Origin of the sequence: Rummeliibacillus stabekisii (assembly GCF_007988965.1) — a bacterium.
Lineage (GTDB): Bacteria > Bacillota > Bacilli > Bacillales_A > Planococcaceae > Rummeliibacillus > Rummeliibacillus stabekisii.
On sequence record NZ_BJVD01000004.1, the window covers coordinates 1 to 22,024 of the forward strand.

General features: G+C 37.1%; 27 protein-coding genes, 2 tRNA genes and 1 pseudogene. 20 read left to right on the plus strand and 10 right to left on the minus strand.

From position 1 onward, the window contains the following. The first annotated feature begins 16 nt into the window (after nucleotides 1–16). From RST01_RS09090 to RST01_RS15990, 5 genes are all read left to right on the plus strand, one after another. A tRNA-Cys gene (locus RST01_RS09090) sits at nucleotides 17–91 on the plus strand. 31 nt (nucleotides 92–122) lie between these two features. Continuing rightward, a tRNA-Leu gene (locus tag RST01_RS09095) sits at nucleotides 123–203 on the plus strand. A gap of 285 nt (nucleotides 204–488) precedes the next feature. Then, nucleotides 489–998, plus strand: coding sequence for a GrpB family protein (locus RST01_RS09100; RefSeq protein WP_147196154.1), 510 nt, complete (start codon nucleotides 489–491; stop codon nucleotides 996–998). A 166-nt stretch (nucleotides 999–1,164) separates the two neighbouring features. Next, nucleotides 1,165–1,869: a DUF3885 domain-containing protein gene (locus RST01_RS09105; protein ID WP_147196156.1), complete on the plus strand. Its 705-nt coding sequence runs from the start codon at nucleotides 1,165–1,167 to the stop codon at nucleotides 1,867–1,869. A gap of 36 nt (nucleotides 1,870–1,905) precedes the next feature. Beyond that, a complete protein-coding gene (locus RST01_RS15990) occupies nucleotides 1,906–2,082 on the plus strand; it encodes a hypothetical protein (protein ID WP_184117586.1) in 177 nt (58 codons plus the stop codon). A gap of 150 nt (nucleotides 2,083–2,232) precedes the next feature. On the opposite strand, the gene RST01_RS09110 is transcribed toward RST01_RS15990, so the two are convergent. Further along, nucleotides 2,233–3,435 carry an MFS transporter gene (locus RST01_RS09110; protein ID WP_147196158.1) on the minus strand — a complete coding sequence of 401 codons (1,203 nt, stop codon included), beginning with the start codon at nucleotides 3,433–3,435 and terminating at the stop codon, nucleotides 2,233–2,235. A 247-nt stretch (nucleotides 3,436–3,682) separates the two neighbouring features. On the opposite strand from RST01_RS09110, the gene RST01_RS09115 reads away from it, so the two are divergent. Then, complete coding sequence (locus tag RST01_RS09115; protein ID WP_147196464.1) at nucleotides 3,683–4,261, plus strand: TetR/AcrR family transcriptional regulator; 579 nt, start codon at nucleotides 3,683–3,685, stop codon at nucleotides 4,259–4,261. Between the two features lie 270 nt (nucleotides 4,262–4,531). Here the strand turns inward: RST01_RS09115 and RST01_RS09120 are convergent, their stop codons facing one another. Continuing rightward, nucleotides 4,532–4,945: a MerR family transcriptional regulator gene (locus RST01_RS09120; RefSeq protein WP_147196160.1), complete on the minus strand. Its 414-nt coding sequence runs from the start codon at nucleotides 4,943–4,945 to the stop codon at nucleotides 4,532–4,534. A 221-nt stretch (nucleotides 4,946–5,166) separates the two neighbouring features. Between RST01_RS09120 and RST01_RS09125 the strand changes: the two genes are divergently transcribed. From RST01_RS09125 to wrbA, 5 genes and pseudogenes are all read left to right on the plus strand, one after another. Further along, nucleotides 5,167–5,775 carry a flavin reductase family protein gene (locus RST01_RS09125; RefSeq protein WP_147196162.1) on the plus strand — a complete coding sequence of 203 codons (609 nt, stop codon included), beginning with the start codon at nucleotides 5,167–5,169 and terminating at the stop codon, nucleotides 5,773–5,775. Between the two features lie 243 nt (nucleotides 5,776–6,018). Then, on the plus strand, nucleotides 6,019–6,435 hold the full coding sequence (locus tag RST01_RS09130; protein ID WP_221298001.1) for a GNAT family N-acetyltransferase: 417 nt from the start codon (nucleotides 6,019–6,021) through the stop codon (nucleotides 6,433–6,435). A 291-nt stretch (nucleotides 6,436–6,726) separates the two neighbouring features. After that, nucleotides 6,727–7,183 (plus strand): annotated as a pseudogene (locus RST01_RS09135) (GNAT family N-acetyltransferase). Between the two features lie 57 nt (nucleotides 7,184–7,240). Then, nucleotides 7,241–7,897 (plus strand): HAD family hydrolase, encoded by a 657-nt coding sequence (locus RST01_RS09140; protein ID WP_147196468.1) that lies wholly within the window; start codon nucleotides 7,241–7,243, stop codon nucleotides 7,895–7,897. Nucleotides 7,898–8,003: 106 nt separating this feature from the next. Beyond that, nucleotides 8,004–8,615: an NAD(P)H:quinone oxidoreductase gene (wrbA, locus tag RST01_RS09145; protein ID WP_147196164.1), complete on the plus strand. Its 612-nt coding sequence runs from the start codon at nucleotides 8,004–8,006 to the stop codon at nucleotides 8,613–8,615. Nucleotides 8,616–8,655: 40 nt separating this feature from the next. Here the strand turns inward: wrbA and RST01_RS09150 are convergent, their stop codons facing one another. Continuing rightward, a complete protein-coding gene (locus RST01_RS09150; RefSeq protein WP_307723583.1) occupies nucleotides 8,656–9,645 on the minus strand; it encodes an EAL domain-containing protein in 990 nt (329 codons plus the stop codon). Nucleotides 9,646–9,776: 131 nt separating this feature from the next. After that, nucleotides 9,777–9,986: a hypothetical protein gene (locus RST01_RS09155; RefSeq protein ID WP_147196168.1), complete on the minus strand. Its 210-nt coding sequence runs from the start codon at nucleotides 9,984–9,986 to the stop codon at nucleotides 9,777–9,779. 102 nt (nucleotides 9,987–10,088) lie between these two features. On the opposite strand from RST01_RS09155, the gene RST01_RS09160 reads away from it, so the two are divergent. The 4 genes from RST01_RS09160 (at nucleotide 10,089) to RST01_RS09175 (ending at nucleotide 13,499) form a co-directional block, all read left to right on the plus strand. Beyond that, the gene (locus tag RST01_RS09160) at nucleotides 10,089–10,340 is read left to right on the plus strand and encodes a hypothetical protein (protein ID WP_147196170.1); all 252 of its coding nucleotides are present in this window, start codon (nucleotides 10,089–10,091) and stop codon (nucleotides 10,338–10,340) included. A gap of 109 nt (nucleotides 10,341–10,449) precedes the next feature. Next, nucleotides 10,450–11,370, plus strand: a complete 921-nt coding sequence (locus tag RST01_RS09165) for a S66 peptidase family protein (RefSeq protein ID WP_147196172.1) — start codon at nucleotides 10,450–10,452, stop codon at nucleotides 11,368–11,370. Nucleotides 11,371–11,479: 109 nt separating this feature from the next. Beyond that, nucleotides 11,480–12,400 carry a S66 peptidase family protein gene (locus RST01_RS09170; protein ID WP_147196174.1) on the plus strand — a complete coding sequence of 307 codons (921 nt, stop codon included), beginning with the start codon at nucleotides 11,480–11,482 and terminating at the stop codon, nucleotides 12,398–12,400. 13 nt (nucleotides 12,401–12,413) lie between these two features. Continuing rightward, nucleotides 12,414–13,499, plus strand: coding sequence for a dipeptide epimerase (locus RST01_RS09175; protein ID WP_147196176.1), 1,086 nt, complete (start codon nucleotides 12,414–12,416; stop codon nucleotides 13,497–13,499). Nucleotides 13,500–13,561: 62 nt separating this feature from the next. Here RST01_RS09175 and RST01_RS09180 read toward each other — a convergent pair whose 3' ends face one another. After that, entirely contained in the window at nucleotides 13,562–14,254 is a 693-nt protein-coding gene (locus RST01_RS09180; protein ID WP_147196178.1) for a B3/B4 domain-containing protein, read from the minus strand. Between the two features lie 63 nt (nucleotides 14,255–14,317). On the opposite strand from RST01_RS09180, the gene queG reads away from it, so the two are divergent. Then, complete coding sequence (gene queG / locus RST01_RS09185; RefSeq protein ID WP_147196180.1) at nucleotides 14,318–15,457, plus strand: tRNA epoxyqueuosine(34) reductase QueG; 1,140 nt, start codon at nucleotides 14,318–14,320, stop codon at nucleotides 15,455–15,457. Between the two features lie 76 nt (nucleotides 15,458–15,533). Then, nucleotides 15,534–16,007, plus strand: a complete 474-nt coding sequence (trmL, locus tag RST01_RS09190) for a tRNA (uridine(34)/cytosine(34)/5-carboxymethylaminomethyluridine(34)-2'-O)-methyltransferase TrmL (RefSeq protein ID WP_147196182.1) — start codon at nucleotides 15,534–15,536, stop codon at nucleotides 16,005–16,007. Nucleotides 16,008–16,226: 219 nt separating this feature from the next. Here trmL and RST01_RS09195 read toward each other — a convergent pair whose 3' ends face one another. Continuing rightward, nucleotides 16,227–16,799, minus strand: coding sequence for a DJ-1/PfpI family protein (locus RST01_RS09195; protein WP_147196184.1), 573 nt, complete (start codon nucleotides 16,797–16,799; stop codon nucleotides 16,227–16,229). Nucleotides 16,800–16,920: 121 nt separating this feature from the next. Between RST01_RS09195 and RST01_RS09200 the strand changes: the two genes are divergently transcribed. Next, nucleotides 16,921–17,238, plus strand: coding sequence for a hypothetical protein (locus RST01_RS09200; protein WP_147196186.1), 318 nt, complete (start codon nucleotides 16,921–16,923; stop codon nucleotides 17,236–17,238). 72 nt (nucleotides 17,239–17,310) lie between these two features. On the opposite strand, the gene RST01_RS09205 is transcribed toward RST01_RS09200, so the two are convergent. Continuing rightward, nucleotides 17,311–17,661, minus strand: coding sequence for a DUF952 domain-containing protein (locus tag RST01_RS09205; RefSeq protein WP_147196469.1), 351 nt, complete (start codon nucleotides 17,659–17,661; stop codon nucleotides 17,311–17,313). Further along, the gene (locus tag RST01_RS09210; RefSeq protein WP_147196188.1) at nucleotides 17,658–18,734 is read right to left on the minus strand and encodes a hypothetical protein; all 1,077 of its coding nucleotides are present in this window, start codon (nucleotides 18,732–18,734) and stop codon (nucleotides 17,658–17,660) included. The genes RST01_RS09205 and RST01_RS09210 overlap by 4 nt, the downstream gene beginning before the upstream one ends. 152 nt (nucleotides 18,735–18,886) lie before the next feature. Here RST01_RS09210 and RST01_RS09215 point away from each other — a divergent pair, with 152 nt between their 5' ends. Beyond that, entirely contained in the window at nucleotides 18,887–19,042 is a 156-nt protein-coding gene (locus tag RST01_RS09215) for a hypothetical protein (protein ID WP_147196190.1), read from the plus strand. 45 nt (nucleotides 19,043–19,087) lie between these two features. Here the strand turns inward: RST01_RS09215 and RST01_RS09220 are convergent, their stop codons facing one another. Next, nucleotides 19,088–20,386: an NCS2 family permease gene (locus RST01_RS09220; RefSeq protein WP_147196192.1), complete on the minus strand. Its 1,299-nt coding sequence runs from the start codon at nucleotides 20,384–20,386 to the stop codon at nucleotides 19,088–19,090. Nucleotides 20,387–20,629: 243 nt separating this feature from the next. Here RST01_RS09220 and RST01_RS09225 point away from each other — a divergent pair, with 243 nt between their 5' ends. Continuing rightward, on the plus strand, nucleotides 20,630–21,457 hold the full coding sequence (locus RST01_RS09225; RefSeq protein ID WP_147196193.1) for an aldo/keto reductase: 828 nt from the start codon (nucleotides 20,630–20,632) through the stop codon (nucleotides 21,455–21,457). A gap of 41 nt (nucleotides 21,458–21,498) precedes the next feature. Here the strand turns inward: RST01_RS09225 and RST01_RS09230 are convergent, their stop codons facing one another. Beyond that, a complete protein-coding gene (locus RST01_RS09230) occupies nucleotides 21,499–22,023 on the minus strand; it encodes a thioredoxin family protein (RefSeq protein WP_147196195.1) in 525 nt (174 codons plus the stop codon). Between the last annotated feature and the right edge of the window lies 1 nt (nucleotide 22,024).

Here is a 22,024-nt window from a genome sequence, read left to right on the forward strand (position 1 = left end):
TATTTTATAATGCCAAGGCGGCATAGCCAAGTGGTAAGGCAAAGGTCTGCAAAACCTTTATTCACCGGTTCAAATCCGGTTGCCGCCTCCATATAGTTAATTACACTATATAAACACATCATGCCGGTGTGGCGGAATTGGCAGACGCGCACGACTCAAAATCGTGTTCCTTTGGAGTGTCGGTTCGACCCCGACCACCGGTATCATAACATCGTTTGCCAAGCGATGACTAAAAGTTCCTTACATTTGTAAGGAACTTTTTTTTGTATACATAAAATTGTTTCCGTACCCTGTTATCAAATAAAGAGAAATAAAAAAATAGCAATGTGTGTATAATTGAATTAATTATTGAAACACTGACTATCATTGATTTACTGAATTAGCGTGAAATAAATGTTAGAGAATACAAGCAAAAAATATTCCGAATATATTTGTGATATTACATTCTAATGTGGAAAAAGCAATCAGGATAAATAAGGAGTGATATAGTGTTAGGATTACCCAAAGGAGAAGTTTTTCTAACTCCATGGACACAAGAATGGGAAAGAGAATTTTTATTAGAAAAAGAGAAAATTCAACAAGAAATTGGTGATAACATTGTGGAAATTCATCATATTGGTAGCACGGCTGTAAAAAAACTAAGTGCGAAACCAATTATTGATATTGCAGTGGAAATCAATGATTTTAACGAAGGGGAGAATTACGTTTCTTCCTTAGAAAAGATAGGTTATTCATATAAAGGGACAAACATTTTACCTGACAGACACTATTTCAGTAAAGGTGAACCAAGAACTCATCAAATCCATATGTATCAAAGTGAAAACAAATATTTACACGAACAATTGAAATTCAGAGATTATTTGAGAAACAATGACGAAGCAAGAATTGAATATGAACAACTTAAACTCAAATTATCAGAATTAAATAAAAGTAATAAACAAAAATATGCAGAGGATAAAACTCATTTTGTTAAAACAATCTTAGAAAAAATTCAGTAGACGTTTCCCAAATAATGAATAAATGTTTCTTACATATGTAAGAAACGTATTTTTACTTTTCTTCAATACAGTCCTTACATTTTTTTGATGATAAATTTTCACATCTTCGGGTTCTGGTATAATCAGGGTATTAAAGTAGTGAAGTAATAATTAAGGGAGTTTAAAGATGGAGCTATTTAACCAATTGAAGAATAACTCAAAATATTGGCTTCGTTTTGAACTAGGGCTCGTCGAACTAGAAGGCAAAGAATATTTTAAAGAAATTTATCATCGTATATTTTCTATTTTTGACTTTCTTTTTGATAGGAATGATACGATTATGTTTATTACAGCTATTAATGAATCTGTTGAACATAAAGGAAAAGATCTGCCTAATATAAAACGTTTCCTTAAAGACAAAAGATTAATATATGGATTAAGTTGCAAAACAGTACCTTATGAGTTTGATGAAGAGGATATTGAAATGAGGACAACTCTATACAGTTTAAAGGTTAAAAAGGAGTCTATCCGTAGAGATTATCTTTTTCAAGCAATTAGTAATCAGGATTTTGCGAGAAAGCCTAGCATAATGGGAAATGTTTATTTGCTGAATTTATCACAGAATACATTATTGCACATGTATGATGATCGTGGATGTGATGTTTATGGTTTAAATAAAGAAAATCTATTGCCTTTATATCATAAATTTAGAAAATGGATCTTGGACTATAATCGTATACAAATTGACCATATTTTTGAGGAAGGGTTATTTAATTACTCTGAATCATCTACTGAAATGGAAGATAGACTTATAACCAATACATTTAGAGAAAATGAAACAGAGATTAATTTATATGGAGGCAATACATGCATAATTACTCATCAACTTTAAATACCACACGAAGATGCAGAGAAATGTGTATATGAGATGAAACAAACAGGATTTAAAATAGAAATTGACAAAAATCAACTTGATTGTATTGTTCTTAAAGCCATAAAGACTGAAGCACTTGCCATGATTGATTATCAGGCTGAATTGATGTCTTTATATTCAAAGAAGTATAACGAAAAGTATGAAGGTTGGTCAGCGAAAAGAGAATATTAATAAAAGTAAATAATAAGAACACATAATGCCAGTGTTTACTGCGTATATGTGCATTATATTGTATATAAATATATAGTTTGACGTAATTAAGAATAAAGCGAATTTGGAATTTGGTAATTCCAAACTCGCTTATTTTATTTAGTATTAAAACTACTTAGCATTATTTTTTTCAGTAGCAAAATATAATAAGGAAAGTATAGAAGGAATTATTCCAATCCATAATGCAGTGCTCCATCCACCCATTGAGTAGGCCCAGCCGCCAATTGCCGATCCAATTGCACCACCAAAAAAGAACATTGCCATGAATAGACCATTCAGACGGTTACGAACTTCTGGACTCAACGAGAAAAGCGCACGTTGACTGAGTACAAGATTTGCGGATACACCGGCGTCTAACAATAAAGATGAAATTACTAGTATAGCTATACCAATAGGTGAGTTAGTATGGATAATAATTGGTAATAAAAGAGAAATGACAACCGTAAGAAGTGCTATCCCAGTTGCAAGTTTCGTCACTCCACGATCTGCAATTCGTCCTGTAATAGGCGCGGCTACTGCACCAGCAACTCCGACAAGGGCAAATAATGCAACTTCTTTCTGAGAAAAATGAAATGATTGGCTAGTTAACAGTTGAGGAACTGTTGTCCAAAATAAACTAAAAGATGCAAACACACCTGCATGATATGCAGCCCGGCGACGTAATATTGGTGTTGTTCGTAACAAATACCACATAGATTTGAGGAGGGCTATATAGTGAGTGTCCGTTGAAGGCTTTCTTCTAGGTAATACCTTTGAAAGTACAATAGCCAAAACCATAATAGCTATGGCAGATAAAATAAATATAGCATGCCAACCAAAAAAATCAGCAACTAGGCTCGACAAGGGGCGTGATAGCATGATTCCGAGTAACAGACCGCTCATGACATTGCCGACAACACGACCGCGTGACGAATCGGATGATAGATATGATGCAAAGGGAACAAGTACTTGCGCAGCAACCGAACCTAAACCTATGACAAACAAAGCAAATAAGAATAGAAATATTTGTTTCATCATTGCTGTAATTACAAGGGCTACTGCCGTGATAAGTAAAGAGGAGACTATCAGCTTTCGGTTTTCAAGAATATCTCCTAAAGGCACGATAAACAATAAACCGACAACGTATCCAATTTGGGTTAACGTAACAATTAAGCCAGAAGTGTTTGCTGGCAAACCGACTGATGAGCTAATTATCCCAACAAGAGGCTGTGCGTAATATAAATTAGCTACAATGATACCACATGCGGTAGCAATAAGAATGGTTAACCAAGTTGGTATCTTCTTTTCAATTGTTTGTTTCTTTAAATCAATCATTTAGTACAACTCCTTCTATGGAATATATATTGCTTAACAATAAACAATACCGGGGGTTAGATTCCCTCCATATTAGATTTTATTGTTTTCATTTTATAATACTAAACGTTTAGTTTATAAAATGATTAACCATACAATATACTGAACGTTTAGTTTTGTAAATAGGGATTTCAAACTTTCTGTTTTAATGTTAAATTGTTATACTGAACATACAGTTTATTAATTCCAAAGAAAGTTGGTAATTATGATGAATGGAAAAAGAGGCAGACCACGTAACTTAGAAGCACAAAAGTCAATTCTGTCAGCTTCTTATGAATTATTGTTGGAAAATGGGTTTCAAGCTCTCACAGTTGATAAAATCGCCAAATATGCTCAGGTTAGCAAAGCAACTATTTATAAATGGTGGCCAAACAAGGCTGCAGTAGTGATGGATGGTTTCCTTTATGCTGCCTCTGAAAGATTGCCTGTGCCTGATACTGGTTCGGCATACAATGATATTTTAACTCACGCTACAAATTTAACTATATTTTTGACGAGTCGTGAGGGGACGATAATTACGCAATTATTAGGTGAAGGCCAATTTGATTCCGGATTAGCAGATGCCTATCGTGCTCGATATTTCCAGCCCCGCCGACTTGAAGCAAAGAGTCTCTTGGAAAAAGGAATTCAACGTGGTGAATTGAAAAAAAGTATCGATATTGATATATGTATTGATTTAATTTACGGTCCGATTTTCTATCGATTACTTGTGACTGGCGAAAGATTAGATGAATCATATGTACGACAATTAATATTAAATGCTTTTGAAGGTATTCGTTCTTCCTAGAAGTATAGAGTTAATCCAATAAACGTATTTTTAATCTATATGAAATCAGACTAATCAAAACTACTGATCAGAGCAAATGGTAATGTTTTACTTTGAAAAGGCCAAGAGCAATCCAAACTATTTGTGCGGACATCGTACACTTTTAATTCTGTAAGAATGGAGAATCACTGGAGTAAATTAAAAGCCACGAATGTTGAAAATCAACGTTTCGTGGCTTTTCTTATGAATATGCAGTATCGACATATTTTCAAGTAATACTCAAGATCCTACTTAAATCAGTACTTCGTTGCTCTCTTTAGAAAGCTCGAAGTAACCGGATAATTTTTCTTTTGTAAGTGAAATCATGTGCTCTAATTCCTGCTGCTTAGCTTCTAGGTCCATCAGATATTTCGAAAGTATTTCTGTTCGTTTATTTAACGTCTGAGTATATTTTGTAGGGTCTTCCCCTAATTGTATTTTTTCCATCACACAACCCTCACGAGTGAATTCTGTAATCTCTTCAAGTGATAGGCCTATCTTCTTTAGATTAGTCAGACACTGTATATATGATACTTCGCTCTCGGAGTAGGCCCGGGCTCCTCCTTCTCTTCGACTCGGACCTTTCAGAACTCCGATTTTCTCGTAATAACGCAATGTATATGGGGTTAAACCTGTTCTTTCTGACACTTGGCTAATGGTGAGCATGTGATGCATCCTCCTATGTAATACTGAATTGAAGTTATCATACACCTTAGAGCTAACTCTAAGTCAAGTATTTATAGTTTTTAAAATACCTTCTTGACTTCGAGTCGACTCTAATTTGTATACTGTAGCCATAATAATTTAGGAGGAATTGTATGACTTCTGAATGTATCATTAATCAATCTTTTTTAGATAAGAGATAATCAAGAGAGGATGAAATTAACGTGGAAATTATTCCAGAAAACCTTACGTGGAAAGACAGATACAAATTATATACAGGCTCTATCTTGCCTAGACCGATTGCTTTGGTCTCTACTATTTCAAAGGGAGGTATTCCTAATCTTGCGCCGTTCAGTAATTTTTGCGGAGTATGTCCTTCGCCATTTATGGTAGCCTTTGCCCCATTGATTCGGCCCGAAGATGGTACGAAGAAAGATACGACACTTAACATTGAAGAGACGGGACAATTTGTGATTAATATGGTTACGGAGGATATTGTAACGAAAGTACATGATACATCCATAGAATTTGCGCCTGACATAGATGAGTTTCAAGAGACCGGTCTAACACCTATACCCAGCTCGAAAGTGTTGCCGTATCGAGTTAAAGAAAGTCCTATACAAATGGAATGTGTGTTAGAGAATATGCTAAAATTTGGAGAAGGTCCTGGATCATCAAACCTTGTTATTGGTCGTGTCGTTAAAATACACATTGAAGATACACTATACAAGGATGGAAAAGTAGATTTGTCTAAACTTAAGCCGGTAGGGCGCCTAGCGGGACCGTATTATGCGAAAATGTCAGAGTTATTTACTTTGAAGAGCTCCCAATGACGTTAAGGGAAATCATTTATAAATAAGCGATGAATAGGCGTTTCTTACATTTTGTAAGAAACGTTTTTTTATTTGTCTTAAAAGTATGTCTACCTGATTTTAATGAAGGAGAATTTAAAACGGTAAGGCAAACGAATTTACCATTACTAATTTGTTTAATAGTTAAAGGAAATCTGATCTTTATGTTGAATTTTACCTGTATAAAAGGAACTGAATAGAAATTGACTTGTGGAGGAGAAAATTTTGCATATAAGTAAACCTAACCTCATTAAGTTAGATGAGATTGTAAACATCGATATAGAGGTAATCGGAAAAGATAGTAGACGTCAGTCCATTAAAAAAGCTATCGATGAAGGGAGATGTATAGTAGTTAAAGATAATAATTCCATTGTTGGTTTTTTAATTTATGATACTCATTTCTTTGAATGTAGCTTTATTTCTTTAGTCATCGTTAAACCAACTGAAAGGCGAAAAAGGTATGCTACATCGCTTATTGAGTACTTTATAAGCATTGCTCCAACTAAGAAAATATTCTCTTCTACTAATCAATCATATAAAAGAATGCAAAAAGTTTTTAAAACAAATGGTTTTAAACAAAGTGGATTCATTGAAAATTTAGACGAAGGCGACCCAGAAATAATTTATTTTAGAACAGAATAATAATTGATCTATTAATAGATAGACACCATTTTAGATCTGAATGTGAAAGGAAGTTGGAAAGAGAATGTTCAGTGGAACAGTTTCGAAGGGAATTTAATCATTGATGATTTAGCGGAATTACCTTCAATTATCTCAAATCTGAGTAAGCAAATTATCGAATCCTATTAAGCTATCGGTGCATTACTCTAACAACAGGGTAATGCTTTTTTCTTTTGGAATAACTTAAGTAGAACAATAAAGGAGATTACACCAATAAGTCGTATATATAACTATTAAATGGGAGGGGGTAGCGTGTATCAATATTTTAATGGGTTAGTCATAAGAGAGGGAACTAATGGGATTCCTGCTGAAAGTGTTGAGGCCTTGTTTGAAGATGCGGGATGGGCAAGGAATACTCCAACTTGGCAAAAAGAGAAATATTCACTTATTTTCAAAAACTCTACCTGGGCATTTACTGTTTGGGATCATAATCAAATGATTGGTATGGTCAGAGTCCTTTCAGATCAAATTATGGAAGCTAACATAATGGACTTAGTCGTTTTATCAGAGTATCGGGGGAAAAGATATAGCTAAAAAACTTGTGGAGCTTTATGTTCAAAAACTTCCCCATGGTGATTGGTTTGCCCATACTTCTGCAAACAATTTTAGCTTTTATGAAAAATGTGGTTTTGAGGTAAAAGATCTAACCCAAAATGGTACATGCGCGTATTACGGCTATATAAAGGCAAGGAAAGATGGGCATAGGTAAGTTTATAGTATGTATTGTATAGAAAGGCAGTGTGGTTAATTGAGCGGTTATAAGGCAATGCTCTTTGATTTAGATGATACGTTGCTTAATCGGAATAGAGCAGTAGATAAAATGTTCTGCTTAGTTTTAGAAAAGTGTTATGAGGATGTTGAACATTCAGTACAACAGCAGATGTTAAAGAAATTTAAGGTCTATGACAAAAGAGATTATGGTTATAGCGATAAAACAAAGGTTCTAGAATCATTTTTTGATGATTTCCCACCAAAATATAGATTGCCACGCAGCAACATTCAAGAGTTTTGGAACAAGGATTTTCCGCATTGTTTTTCTATAGACCAACATACAATTGATATTGTAAATAATATTAAGAGACATATGAAAGTTGCCATTATCACGAACGGCTTGACTGTGAGACAAAAAGCTAAAATAATGAATACCAATTTGAATAGTTGCTTTGAAATAGTAGTTATTTCTGAAGAAGCAGGCTTTAGTAAACCAGACAAGCGGATATTTGAAATAGCATTAAATAAGCTGAGTGTGCAACCGGAAGAAGCATTATTTGTCGGAGATGATATCGAAAAGGATGTTGGTGGTTGTCAAAGCGCAAATATAAAAGGCATCTGGTTCAATCCTTATATGCTTGAAAATGATACCGAAATAATACCATACGTTGAAATAGATTCTTTGGATAGATTATTGAGTTACATAAAGTGATAAACGGATTTGAATGTATTCTGTCTTTAATAACCTGTTGTTTTAAATATTGAAACTCCTTTTATTTGGGTATAAATATACTATCTACAAAAAAGGAGAGGAAGAAATGTCTAAAGTAAAGTTAGCAGTGATTTTCTACACAATGGGTGGTACGAATTATCAGCTTGCCAAATGGGCAAAAGAAGGGGCAGAAGAAGCAGGGGCAGAGGTTAGGATTTTGAAGGTTGAAGAGCTTGCACCTCAATCCGTGGTTGAGAACAATGAAAAGTGGAAAAAAACCACTGAAATGATTAAGGATATTCCAGTTGCTAAGTCTGAGGATATTGAGTGGGCGGATGGTATTATCTTTAGTGTGCCGACACGTTTTGGGACAATGGCTTCTCAGCTGAAGCAATTTTTAGACACACAAGGCGGTTTATGGGCTTCAGGTAAAACTGTTAACAAGGTTGTCAGTGCTATGACATCTGCACAAAACCCCCATGGTGGCCAAGAAGCGACACTGTTATCACTTTATACATCAATGATGCATTGGGGAGCTATTATTGCAGCACCTGGCTACAGTGATCCTGTGTTATTTAAAGCAGGCGGCAATCCATATGGAACAAGTGTGACGGTCGGACAAGATGACAAAATGGTAGAAGATGTTGAAGCATCAGTTAAATATCAGGCCAAACGTACTGTGAACGTTGCACAATGGGTTAAGAATGGCCAACAATAATTAAAAGAAAAGCTAGCCTTATTAACAGGCTAGCTTTTTCTTATTGAGGCACAGGAGAAGGCTTTCCAAATAGATATCCTTGGAATAACTGGTAACCTTGTTGTTTTAGCCATTCAAAGTCTTCTCGTTCTTCTACACCTTCTGCAAGAGGAGTAGCACCTACTTCAATTGCCTTATGTAAAAAGGCCAGGGCTGTTTTTTGTTTTAATGGATCAGCCGCTACGCCTTGTACATATTTCATATCCAGCTTTATATAATGCGGTTTGAGGGCAGCTACTGAATCGATGGTGTTAAAGCCTGCACCTACATCATCCAGTGCATATTCAAAGCCTCTTTCTTTATAATAAGTAAGTATTCTTTTTAGATGGTCTAGGTCTTCTACTTGCTCAGATTCCACTACTTCAAATACAAATTGGTGTGGTTCTATGCCTAGTTTTTTTGCAAGGGCCACAGTTGTTGCTAAACAGTGTTCAGGCGAGTAAATAGAAGTTGGAATAAAATTGATGAATACTTTCTTATTTATGGCGGCAGAGTTTTTAACTGCGTTCATTCTGCATAAGCGGTCCAGTGCATAAAGCCTGCCTCTTTTTTTGGCTGCATCAAATAGTTCATTTGGAAAAATCATCTGATCATTTTCATCTAGAAATCTCGAAAGAATTTCATAGGCATATGTTTCTTCATTTCTATCAACAATTGGCTGGAAGTGGCATGATACTCTTTCACCTTTTATCACATTATCGACCCAATCACTATTTAAATATTGATCGATAGCAGAAAGAGCTTGCCATGCTTGTTGATCTACTCGAAAGGTAACCTCCTCTGGTACCATATGGTGATAGAAGAAGTCCATTAACTCTTTCACGCCACTTTCACCTACTAGCAATGCATTTTCAGAAGCATTTAATTTTATTTTTCTTCTTTTCAAATGATTGATGACTTCTTCACGCATCGCAATATTACGGGTGCCTTCAAGCTTAAATTCATATTCTAACTCATTTATAATACAGCTTTTACACGGCAAATTGCCCACCATCCTCCTATATGTAGTAATTCCTCAGCACTATCATACTCAATTATTTCGCAGATGTATGATAAGTGCAATGTATTTTCTCTATGGAGATAGTAATAATCTAAAAAGAGCCCATTGCAGGCTCTTTTGTATTACTTTTTATTCGTTTGTTGAGTTTTGTTGTGGTTGATACTATTGTTTTTATTTTTTGCTTTAGAATCAAACTCAGGACCGAACTCTTCATTAATATTGTCATCTGGATTATTGTTATTGCTGTTGCTGACATTGTGGTCTGTGCTTTGATAGACATCAAAAGGATTATGAGTTCTCGTATTGATTGTTGCTTTGTTGTTTTTGCTCATAACTAGTCACCTCCTCGTTTTAATGTGCACAAAACAGTGAGATTTATGTGTATAATTTTTCCTCTATTTGCCGAGCATAGGAAAAAGCGATGGAGGGATTCTATGCAAGGGAGTACTGATTCTAAAATTCTTTTTTGCTATAATTGCGAAACAAAAACGATTTTTCATCATCAAGACCTGCATCGACACAGCTATGTTGAAAGTCATTGTGCCAATTGCGGTTGGCTAGAATGGCAAAATAGAGCGGTAGAGCGCGAGAAAGATAAATGGATTTTATATAATAAAGAACAAGGTATTGGCATCGAAATAGTGGATATTCCTAAAACAGGAGAATGGGAGCGAAAGAGCGTGTAGGAGCAGGCGATGTCCTGCTTTTTTATTTTGTGAAGCGAGTGGTTTTGTAGCCAATTTGCCTGTTTATTGCTAAAGTAAAGAAGAAATTACTTGTTTAGGAGCTGCAATGATGAAAATACGTCCAAAACGTTTACAAAAGGGTGATACAGTTGGTATTATTGCGCCATCTAGTCCACCGAATATTGAAAGACTAACTAAAGCACTAGAATTCCTCGAAGAACTAGGCTTACGCTATGTGCTAGGTAATACAATTCAACGCAGGGAGCATTATTTGGCAGGCACAGACCGCGAACGTGCAGCTGATTTGCAAGAGATGATAGAGGATCCAACAATCAAGGCCATATTCTGTGCGAGTGGCGGTTATGGTGCAGCTAGAATTGCAGATCGAATTGATTACTTACTATTGGAAGAGAACCCTAAGATTTTTTGGGGCTTTTCAGATATTACATTTTTACATACAGCAATTGGTATGTATGCTGATCTGGTTACTTTCCATGGTCCGACACTGTCTAGCATTGGACGCGAACAAGTAGCAGAGCGTACAAAGCTCATGTTCAACCAACTGTTTGAGCCTGCTGAGATTTACTATGATGAACGTATATCGAAACTTACGACCATTTCAGGTGGACGTGCGCGAGGTGAATTGACAGGCGGTAATCTGACCTTGCTTGTAAATAGTTTGGCAACAAAATTTGAAATCAATACTGATGGTAAAATATTGTTGATTGAAGATATCGGGTTGGAGCCAGCACAAATTGACTCACTTTTAAATCAGCTGAAACAAGCGAGGAAGTTTGAAAGAGTTGCCGGTATTGTAGTTGGCGACTTTGTCGAAACAAATCAGCGGGAATATGAAGATTCACCGACTCTTCATGAGTTATTGGATAGTTATTTTGGCCATATGAATATTCCTGTTGTAAGTGGTTTTAAAATAGGTCATGATGAGCTAAATGTCGGCATACCTTTAGGAATAGATGCAATATTGGATGCGGACAATAAAGAGTTGGCTATTTTGCCAGGGGTGGAATAGGCAGAAAAAGATCGGACTTTCTATTGAAGGAAGCCCGATTTTTTTATAGATGATATTAATTTTACCCATCATCATGAGCATCCATTTTTAGGAAGGGGAAATAAAGCGAATGAAGAGACAGGTGAAGAGATTGCAGCGGGGCGATACAATTGGCATTATCGCGCCAGCAAGCCCGCCAAATGAAAAGTTCTTGAATAAATCATTAGAGTTCCTGCAAGAACTTGGTTTGGATTATAGATTTGGGGATTCACTCTTGAATGTAGACGGCTATTTGGCGGGGACAGATGACGAGCGCTTGAACGACTTGCACCAAATGTTTGCGGCACCTGATATTGCCGGTATTTTTTGTGCTTGTGGCGGTTACGGTACTGCACGGTATGCCGACCGAATTGATTTTGACTTGATAGCGCAAAATCCTAAAGTTTTTTGGGGCTATTCTGATATTACATACTTACATACTGCTATCGGAAAATATGCTGATATAATGACATTCCATGGCCCTATGCTTGCATCTGATGTAGGCAAAGGTACATTTCAAGAGAAATCTGCGGAAATGTTTCAGCAATTATTTGCTCCGAGTATACTTCACTATGATGACACATTCGGGCCTATCCAAACATTTATGCCTGGTCAATGCCAAGGCGAACTCACAGGCGGCAATCTGAGCTTGTTGGCCAGTAGTATAGGAACACCTTTTGAGGTGGAAACATTCGGCAAAATTTTATTGATTGAAGATATAGATGAGGAACCATACCGAGTAGACGGTATGCTGAACCAGCTGCGCTTGGCGGGGAAACTGCAGGGAGTAGTGGGTATTATTATTGGTGATTTCTCGCATGCTGAGCCGAAAAGAAAAGAGTCACAGACATTAGATGAGGTATTTGGACATTACTTTGATGATTTGCATGTACCCATAGTGAAAGATGTGAAAATAGGGCATTGCCAACCGCATTTTGCAGTCCCGCTTGGAGCGCATGCCTTTTTGGATGCGGATGAGAGAACATTTTCAATTCAACGAGGCGTTCGATAGGAGGAAAGCCACCTTGAAGATTCAGTCGGTCGATACGTATAAAGTTGCCATTCCATTAAAAAATCCATTCAAAACAGCCCTCCGTACAGTCAATGTAGCAGAGGCAATCTATATAAAAATCACACTGGAAAATGGTTTGTATGGTGTAGGAGAAGCACCGCCAACGCATGTTATTACGGGCGAGTCTCTTTCAAGTATCCAATTTGCTGTAGAAGAAGTATTTGTACCATTAATTATTGGCAGTGATTTGCACAGTTATGAAAGACTTTTCCATACACTGCACCGTTCTATGGTTGGCAATACGAGCGCCAAAGCAGCTGTTGATATGGCTATTTATGATTTGCTGGCACAAAGCGCTAGCTTGCCGTTATATCAGTATTTAGGTGGCGCCAAGAATTCTGTTACGACAGATTATACAGTGAGCGTTAATGCTCCTGAGATGATGGCATTGGATGCCAAAAAATATGTTCAGGATGGCTTCCATACTTTAAAAGTTAAAGTTGGAATTGGAGAAATCAAAGAGGATATAGAGAGGCTTGAAGCGATCCGGCAAGCTATTGGACCCAATCCCAAGATCCGAATTGATGCCAATCAAGGCTGGTCTGCGAAAGAAGCGGTAAAAGCAATCCTTGAGATGGAACAGAGGGGACTTGGCATTGAGTTTGTCGAACAGCCTGTGCCAGCACATGATTTGGCATCACTGAAATACGTGACGGATCACACACTCACACCTATCATGGCGGATGAAAGTGTCTTTTCGATTTATGATGCAAAAGAGATTGTCGAAATGCGTGCCGCAGATATGATGAATATTAAATTAATGAAAACAGGCGGTATCTATCAAGCTTTGAAGCTTGCTGCATTAGCACAAAGCCAAGATATGATTTGCATGGTGGGAAGCATGATTGAAACAAAGCTTGGGGTTGGAGCGGCCGCCCATTTTGCAGCAAGCCAGCCTAATGTTGAGTATTATGATTTTGATGCGCCACTGATGTTAACCAAGGATTTATTACGTGGAGGGATTCAATACAACGGGGCTCACATTACATTTTCGAATACTCCTGGTTTAGGAATCGACGGGATAGAAGGTATATGCTGAATTTTCAAAGGGGAGGAAAAGCACGAATCATTGGATTGATTCGTGCTTTTATATGTGCTTTTTTATAGTTCAATTTCTGGTTGAGTTGTTGAAAGAAGATCTATTGTATAATCTCCTCCATGTATTTGAGAAAACATATTCCCAGCAGCGCCAAGTAGCTTCATGCTTTCTTCCTCCGATAAAGAAGGGCGAAGGTAGAATAACTGGATGGCATTAGTCGTTTGTTCTGTGACTGCTGTTCGTTTAGAATCAACGAATGGACTCCCAAATGGTCCTTCGTAATCTTTTGAATAGGCTATTCCTTTTAAAGAATTATAACGTCCGTTCAAACCCTCGTACCCTGTATTTTCATCACCAAGGGCAATCTCAATGTCACCTTGAATAAGGTCTGCATCATAAATTCCTACTGGAATCTCATATTGAAGCGAAAAGAAATTGTTCAGATCTACTGCAGAGTGGAAGGGTTGCAAATAGTTTTGCTTTGCAATTCGTCGTAAAAGACTTTCCGCTGAGAGTCTATAGCGATTGGGGTCAGCACCAAGCGCCTTCCAGGTTTTACGCCATTCTGATATGCCGGGTCTTTCCGTGACAGGTGATTCCTGTAATTCTAAATAAAGGTTTTCTTGATACAATTGTGTCCGTCCTTTAATCATTTGAGGAGATTCGGAGACGATTATTTTGGTATAATGGATCATGCCGATTTTAAAATCAGGCACTATCGTAGTAATGGATGAGTCTAATCTTATTTTCGCCATATACATCACCTAACTTATCATTTTCTTTAGTTTAACATAGAGAGTGAGTGACATAACAAATAAATGAAACCATTGCAATTACAGCAAGAATTAATCGCCTATGCGAAGAGCATCGGTGTGGATAAAATAGGCTTTACATCTGCAGCGCCATTCAGCGATTTAAAAAACAAGTTACGCATACAACAAGAACTGGGCTACCAATCGGGTTTTGAAGAATCGGATATTGAAAAGCGTACAGAGCCGAAGCTTCTTTTAGAGGATGCTGCAAGCATTATTGCGATTGCTGTGGCGTATCCTTCTAAAATGAAAAACGCCCCGCAAGGAAAAAGAGGAGCAAGAAGAGGCATCTTCTGTCGAGCATCGTGGGGAACGGATTACCATACAGTACTGCGCGAAAAGCTAGCACTAATCGAAGCGTTCTTAAAAGAAAAGGCGCCAGGCTGCCGAATCCGTTCAATGGTCGATACAGGAGAGTTATCAGATCGCGCTGTTGCTGAACGTGCAGGTATAGGCTGGAGCGGAAAAAACTGCGCCATAATTACGCCTGAATTTGGCTCTTACGTCTACTTGGGAGAATTAATTACAGACTTACCATTTATGCCAGACGAACCGATAGAGGACCAATGCGGAGATTGCACTCTATGCCTCGATGTGTGTCCGACTGGCGCTCTAGTTCAAGGAGGCCAACTCAACGCACAAAAATGCGTAGCTTTCTTAACGCAAACGAAAGGTTTCTTGCCTGATGAGTACCGCGGGAAAATTGGCAATCGTATTTATGGCTGTGATACATGCCAAACGGTTTGTCCGAAAAATAAAGGGAAAATCAATTGGCTGCACGATGCATTCCAACCGGATCCGGAAATTGCTAAACCACTGCTTGAGCCGTTATTAACGATTTCGAACCGAGAGTTCAAAGAGAGATTTGGCCATATCTCCGGGTCTTGGCGCGGGAAAAAACCAATCCAGCGCAACGCGATTATTGCACTTGCTCATTTTAAAGAAGAAGCTGCTCTACCAACTTTGATTAAAGTGTTCCAGCAAGACGAACGCCCAGTGATCAGAGGAACAGCCGCTTGGGCAATCGGTAAAATTGGCGGAGACGGTGCAAAAGAAGTGCTAGAAAAAGGGGCACTCATTGAAGAAGATGAAGAGGTCCAATTTGAAATTCAAAAAGGCTTAGATTTATTACTAGCACAAAAATAAACTACTGCGGACGAGGGGACTCACCGGCTCGACCTAAGTAGTCTTTAAATAGCAAAACATAAAGGAAGTGTTCAGTGTGTCATTACACATTGTGTTATATCAACCAGAAATACCGGCAAATACCGGCAATATTGCAAGGACATGCGCAGCGACTAATACGCATTTGCATCTCATCCGACCTTTAGGTTTTTCAACAGATGATAAAATGCTGAAAAGAGCAGGCCTAGATTATTGGCATAGCGTAAACATCACATACTATGATTCGATTGATGAATTCTATGAGGCCGTACAAGATGGGACTGTTTACTATATAGAGACATTCGGCACGAAGACGTATTCAGATTTTGATTATAGTAACTCAGACGAAGAAATCTACTTTATGTTTGGGAAAGAAACAACGGGTATTCCAAGAGAGGTTATCCATAACCCAGAAGAGCAGTGCTTGCGTATTCCACAAAGTGATCATGTTCGTTCGATGAATTTATCGAATACAGCAGCTATCGTGATATTTGAAGCACTCCGCCAGCAAGGATTTAAAGGATTACAGTAAAAGTAAAAAAGGACAGCCATAATAGGCTGTCCCTTTTTATTAACATATTATTTTACAGGTTTGTCCTCATAACCAGCAGTAAAGATAGCCACTAAGAATGACAAAATCACACCAAGAATTAAGATTAATCTCATGGTTGTACCCTCCTAATTGAATGAAAAAATGAAAAGTTCTCTTACAAGTATAGCCTAATTTTTGTGAAAATGAAACGCTATTTGTTTAAGAATTGTGGCGATTAAACGATGGTTCGAATAGGTACTTGTTATACCAACTCTTATCAAACTCTAAATGTAATAACTCACCAAACTGTATTGCAAAATCTATAAAAGAGGATCCTTTAGCAGTTAACAGATTGCGATCAACTACAACTGGAGAATCTACAAATATACCTTCGTTGAAAGTTCCTAAAAAGGCACGCTGGTCTTCCGTTAATCCAGTTGTATATTTTCGCCCATTTAATAATCCACTCATAGATAAAAGATAGGGAGCGCTTGAAATGGCTCCTATGACGATATCTCTCTGCTTAAAAAGATTTAGAAATGATTTTAATTCAGTGTGATTAACTAAGTGTTCGAAATCATCGACTCCTGGAAGTACGATACTATCTAATTGATGTATATCAATATCCTTTATAGTGGTTTCAGGGATACATGGAAGACCAGCTTCTCCTTTAACTACTTCATGCTCTAAACCAATATATATGGTTTGCTTCTGTCCTTGCATAAGTACAGATAAGAGTACCGATAATTCATATTCGCTAAATCTGGGATATAAAAGGATTCCTGTGTACATATGTTTATTCTCCTATGATTTTGAGTGAGTAGATTTCAAGCAATATATTCCTAACTTTAATAATTCTGTATATGTAGTAAAATGGAAATGAAAATCAATCAGGCTATAGTGAGGGGTTCAATTGGGTACAAAAGATTACTTTAAAAACTTATTGAAAATCGTCTGTGAAGATGAAAATTTACCATTGCAAAAAGTAAAATATACTCGTACTGATAATAATGTGTATATCAGTATTAGGAATAATATAAAAGGAGACGTAGAGTTAGATGTTATAGAAATCTTAAGTAACTTACTTCACATTTTAGTTCCTTTGAAAATAGATTTTAGGCACTATTACACTTTATATCCACATAAAAAAGGGCTAGACGAATTTGTAATAGTATTTAAAAAAGAAGATTATTTAAATTTGAATTTAAAGCTCGAAACAGGAGATTTTTAAGTAAATTGAAACCCCACTTTATATACCACTGTCTTGTTCGTGTTAAAGAGGGGTTTTTATTTACCTCTCATATTATTCCTGATAACTCCTCAATTCCTCACTCAAAAGAAAATCCCCATGTGCATCTCTTAAGAAGGGAAGGACATCGACAATGGCGTCAAGGTTTAATTCACCATAGATATGTGGATATTCTCTTCCATAATTGCCGTCGTCCTCCCATTTGATTTCTGCTTCGACTTTATCGGTGTCTATGCACAACAGTAATGGATCTTTTATTTCCTTAAAGTATGGAGCTACACGCCAAAAGTCTTCGATAGAGGCGCAATGGATAAAATTACTTGAACCAAGCAATTCCTTACCATAATATTTGTCTTTCTTAACAGTTTCCCATTCTTGTTGTGTTAAGCAATGTAAAATGATCATTCTCTTTCTCCGTCCTTTGATAGTAGTTCTTGGCATACCCCTAAAAAGAGGTGAGGTTCATCTGGACTAAGATGAATTTTAGTCACCTTTTTCGTAAAGCCATACATCAATTTTACTTCCTGTGGTGTGTAGCAATCAATTTCAATAGCAGGCTTTTCTTTTATAAAATCGGGAAGAACGGCATCAAGCGTTATATCTGCTTCCGCTTTGGATATTTTTTCTGGCCCTTGATACACGTGTACACTTTTTATTTGTGATAAGGGAATGGATAGTTGTTTCATAACACCAATTTGCATATGCAGCATTTTATCTGTCATCACAATGGGACATAATCGAACTGCCTGAATCTCAGCCACGAATATTATTAGCCCATACAGATTCAAAATTAAAAGAATGATGGATACAGTAGGACTCCAATTATGAAGCAACCAATGAAATCCAATAGATTCAAAAATGAGAGCATGAATAAGCATGATATACACTGCGATAAAGCTTGTTTTTTTATGGAATGTAAAGGTTCTATATTTAGTCGATGCAATAGGAGGCTCTGCTTTCCAAGAAAATAAGCTGTAATACCAGATAGATAATTCAGTACTGAACATATCCAGGGTTCTAGAGGGTTTTAAATGATTAGCAAGACCTGAGCTTAATCGGTATTGAAATATGGGGATGCCTTCCTGTGATAGCTTGAATTGCTTCATTACGGCAGGGAGCTTAGTTAGCAGTTTATATACCACATAAAGTTCTAATGAGATAAAGATCCCTTCAGCTAAAAATAAAATGATAGGAACAAATGAATAGCTTGAATAAAGACCGCCTGGGACTATAAGGTTTGCTGTGTAAAAACCAATAATTATGACTGGAAGCACATACTTCAAGGAATACTTTTTACGAATGATAAAGAGATAGGTCAGTAAAGGAATAACCAGCATGAAGTCTAACATAGTGCCTAACACCATGTTTTTTGGAACAGGCTGCAAGGCATCAAGACGATAGGCGAGTGCATTCGAGCCAACTACAGCTGTAAGAAGAAAAAGAAACCAAAACCTTTTTGTTTTTGAAATAGAAAGCATCGTATTCCTCCCTTCTATTTTCATTTTATGAAATTCGCTATGGAATTGGTAGTATCAAATGTGAAAAAATTCCTACATTTTGAGAGGCGCATATTTTCGAAACAAAAGGGTATAGATAAAGAAGTAATGCCAATAAGAAGGGTGGTTTGTATATGGATAAGTATAAGATTGAACAAGAGAATGGTTCAATGGCCACTTCATTTGAAGAAGTACAACAGCTTGGCAAGCAAATGGAAAAACGCCGAGATGAAGAGGATTTAGAGGAAGCAGGTCGTCAGTCAGATCCAGAACAATTTGATGATGAATAAACAAAAGGCTGTCCCGTTATATGAACGGGACAGCCTTTCTTATCGTTATTGCAAGAATATCAGCTGGATAGCAAATAGGATGGCAAATAAGTAAAGAAGCGGGTGCACCTTTTTCGCCTCGCCTTTCACTATTTTTAGAATTGGGTAAGAAATAAAGCCGAATGCAATACCTGTTGAAATGCTAGATGTTAAGGGCATAATCAAAATAATCAAGAATGCCGGGAATGCTTCATCAAAGCTATGCCAGTCAATGTCTTTTACAGAAGATATCATCAATGTACCTACAATAACAAGTGCTGGTGAAGTAATAGCAGAAACGCCGGATACAGCTGTCACTAAAGGACCGAAGAAAGAGGCAATGATAAAGAATACTGCAACTGTCAATGATGTTAAACCAGTTCGGCCGCCAGCTGCTACGCCTGCGGAAGATTCTACAAAGGCAGTAGTCGGGCTTGTCCCAAACATAGAACCAACAATTGTTCCTAGTGAATCAGCTAATAATGCCTTGCGCGCACGAGGCAATTCATTGTTTTTCATCAAACCTGCTTGTTTCATGACACCCACCAGTGTACCTGTAGTATCAAACAGCGTTACAAGAATGAAAGAAAAGACCACGCCATATAGTCCATAATGGATTACGTTGGAGAATGCTTCGATTGGATTCCAAACGAGTATGCCTTTTGGTAGGTGAGGCAGAGCCACAACATGGTGGATTTTAAGCTGCCCTGTTACTATTGCGATAATACCTGTTATAACCATCCCTATAAACAAGGAACCTTGGATGTTACGGACCATTAGAATAACCGTAATTGCAAGACCAACTAATGTTAGCAGTGCATTTGCCGAGGATAAGTCGCCTAATGCTACAAGTGTACTATCGCTTTTTACGATGACATCACCTGATTTCAAACCAAGAAAAGCAATAAATAAACCGATACCGGCTGTGATGGAGCGCTTAATGTTTTCAGGAATAGCTGTGATCAGCTTTGCACGAAGTGGTGTAAGCGATAGAATAATGAACACAATCCCTGCGACGAACACCGAAGAAAATGCGGTCATATAATCCATTTTTCCGTTAGAGCCAAGAACAACCGAGTAGGTGAAAAAGGCATTTAAACCCATTCCCGGAGCGATAGCGATTGGATAATTAGCACAAAGCGCCATCCATAAGGTACCAACCACGGCGGAGATAATGGTTGCCATAAATACTTGGTCAACAGGTACACCTGCATCATGCAAGATTTTTGGGTTAACCACAATGATATATACCATAGCTAGAAATGTTGTCATTCCAGCAGTTAATTCTGTTTTTGCATTAGTATTATATTCTTTTAGACGAAACAATTGAAAACCTTCTTTCTAAATACGAACGATAAAAACAACATATTATATATTATTCGTTCTTACGTTAAATTTCAACCCTAAATCAGAAATCCGATATTCTCTAAATACTCAGGCAATAGTGTATAATAGAATGAAACTTTAACTTCAATGGCGATATTATGCCCTATTGAAGAAAGTGCCAACACACTTTTTAGGCTGTTACCCCATTCATGTGGAGTAAAAACACAATAAGGAGGAGTTAATATGTATTCAATCACTTCTACAAAAAAATTACATAATGGAATCGAAATGCCGCGTTTTGGTCTTGGTGTCTATAAAATGACAGAACCGGAAGAGGCATTCAATGCGATCAAGAAGGCGTTAGATACTGGATATATTGCAGTAGATACAGCTGCATTATATGGCAATGAAAAACAAGTAGGTGAAGCTGTACGGGCATCGGGCAAAAGAAGAGAAGAAATTTTTATCACATCGAAAGTTTGGAATACAGATCAGGGATATGATGAAACATTAAGAGCATTTGAAAAAACGTTGAAAGAATTAGATACAGATTATTTAGATTTGTATCTTACACATTGGCCGGTACCGGATAAATTCATGGATACGTATCGAGCAATCGAGCGTTTATATGAAGAAAAGCTAATCCAAGTGTCTGGGGTATCGAATCATGAAATTCATCATTTAGAAAAAATATTTGCACAAGCAAATATCCAGCCAATGGTGAATCAAGTTGAGCTGCATCCTTATCTTACCCAAGAAGAGCTTCGCCAATTCTGCCAAAAGCATGATATTGCGATTACTGCATGGTCACCACTTGGACGCGGGGAAGTATTGAAGGATGAAACCATTCGAGCGATCGGCGAAAAATATGACAAATCAATTGCTCAAACAATTATCAGATGGCATCTGCAAAGCGATCATATTGTTATTCCGAAATCAGTTACACCAAGCCGTATTGAAGAAAATGCTGAAATATTCGATTTTGAATTAAGTCAAGAGGATATGAAAGCGATTGATGGGCTGAACCGAGACCAACGTTTTGGCTCACACCCTGACCATTTTAATTATTAAAAAATAGTCCATCCTTTTTTAGGATGGACTATCTTTATTTCTTACTTATCTTTATCTTTCAAAATCGACGCTTCAAAGAATTGCTTAAACGTCTCTTTTGTTTGTTCTCCTACCACACGAAGCTGTTCCTTGCCATCTTTATAGTAAACAAGGGTTGGCGTACCTTCGATTTGATATTGATCCCATCCTTGTTCAAATTCAAGAAGGTTGTACTGATCTACGTGAACACCCATATCTTTTGCGAGAGGCATCAGGATTGGCGAAACTTTTTTACAATGTGGACAATCTGATTTGAAGAAATAGACCATTTCTTTTTTGCCACTTGCAATTTTCTTTTCCAACTCTTCAGGCAAGATGATATTTTGATAATTTTTATCATCCAGCAAATTAATAGTTGATTGTTGAAGCGAGTCTTTTTTATACGGATTGTCAGCTAGTTTATCTTTGTTTGATTGGTTATTCAAGAAGTAGAGTGCTACAAATGCAATAACTACAATTAAACCGATAACTAATAGGACTGTTAGTTTATTGTCATTCTTTTTTGTATTCGATGTGTTTTTAGCCAAA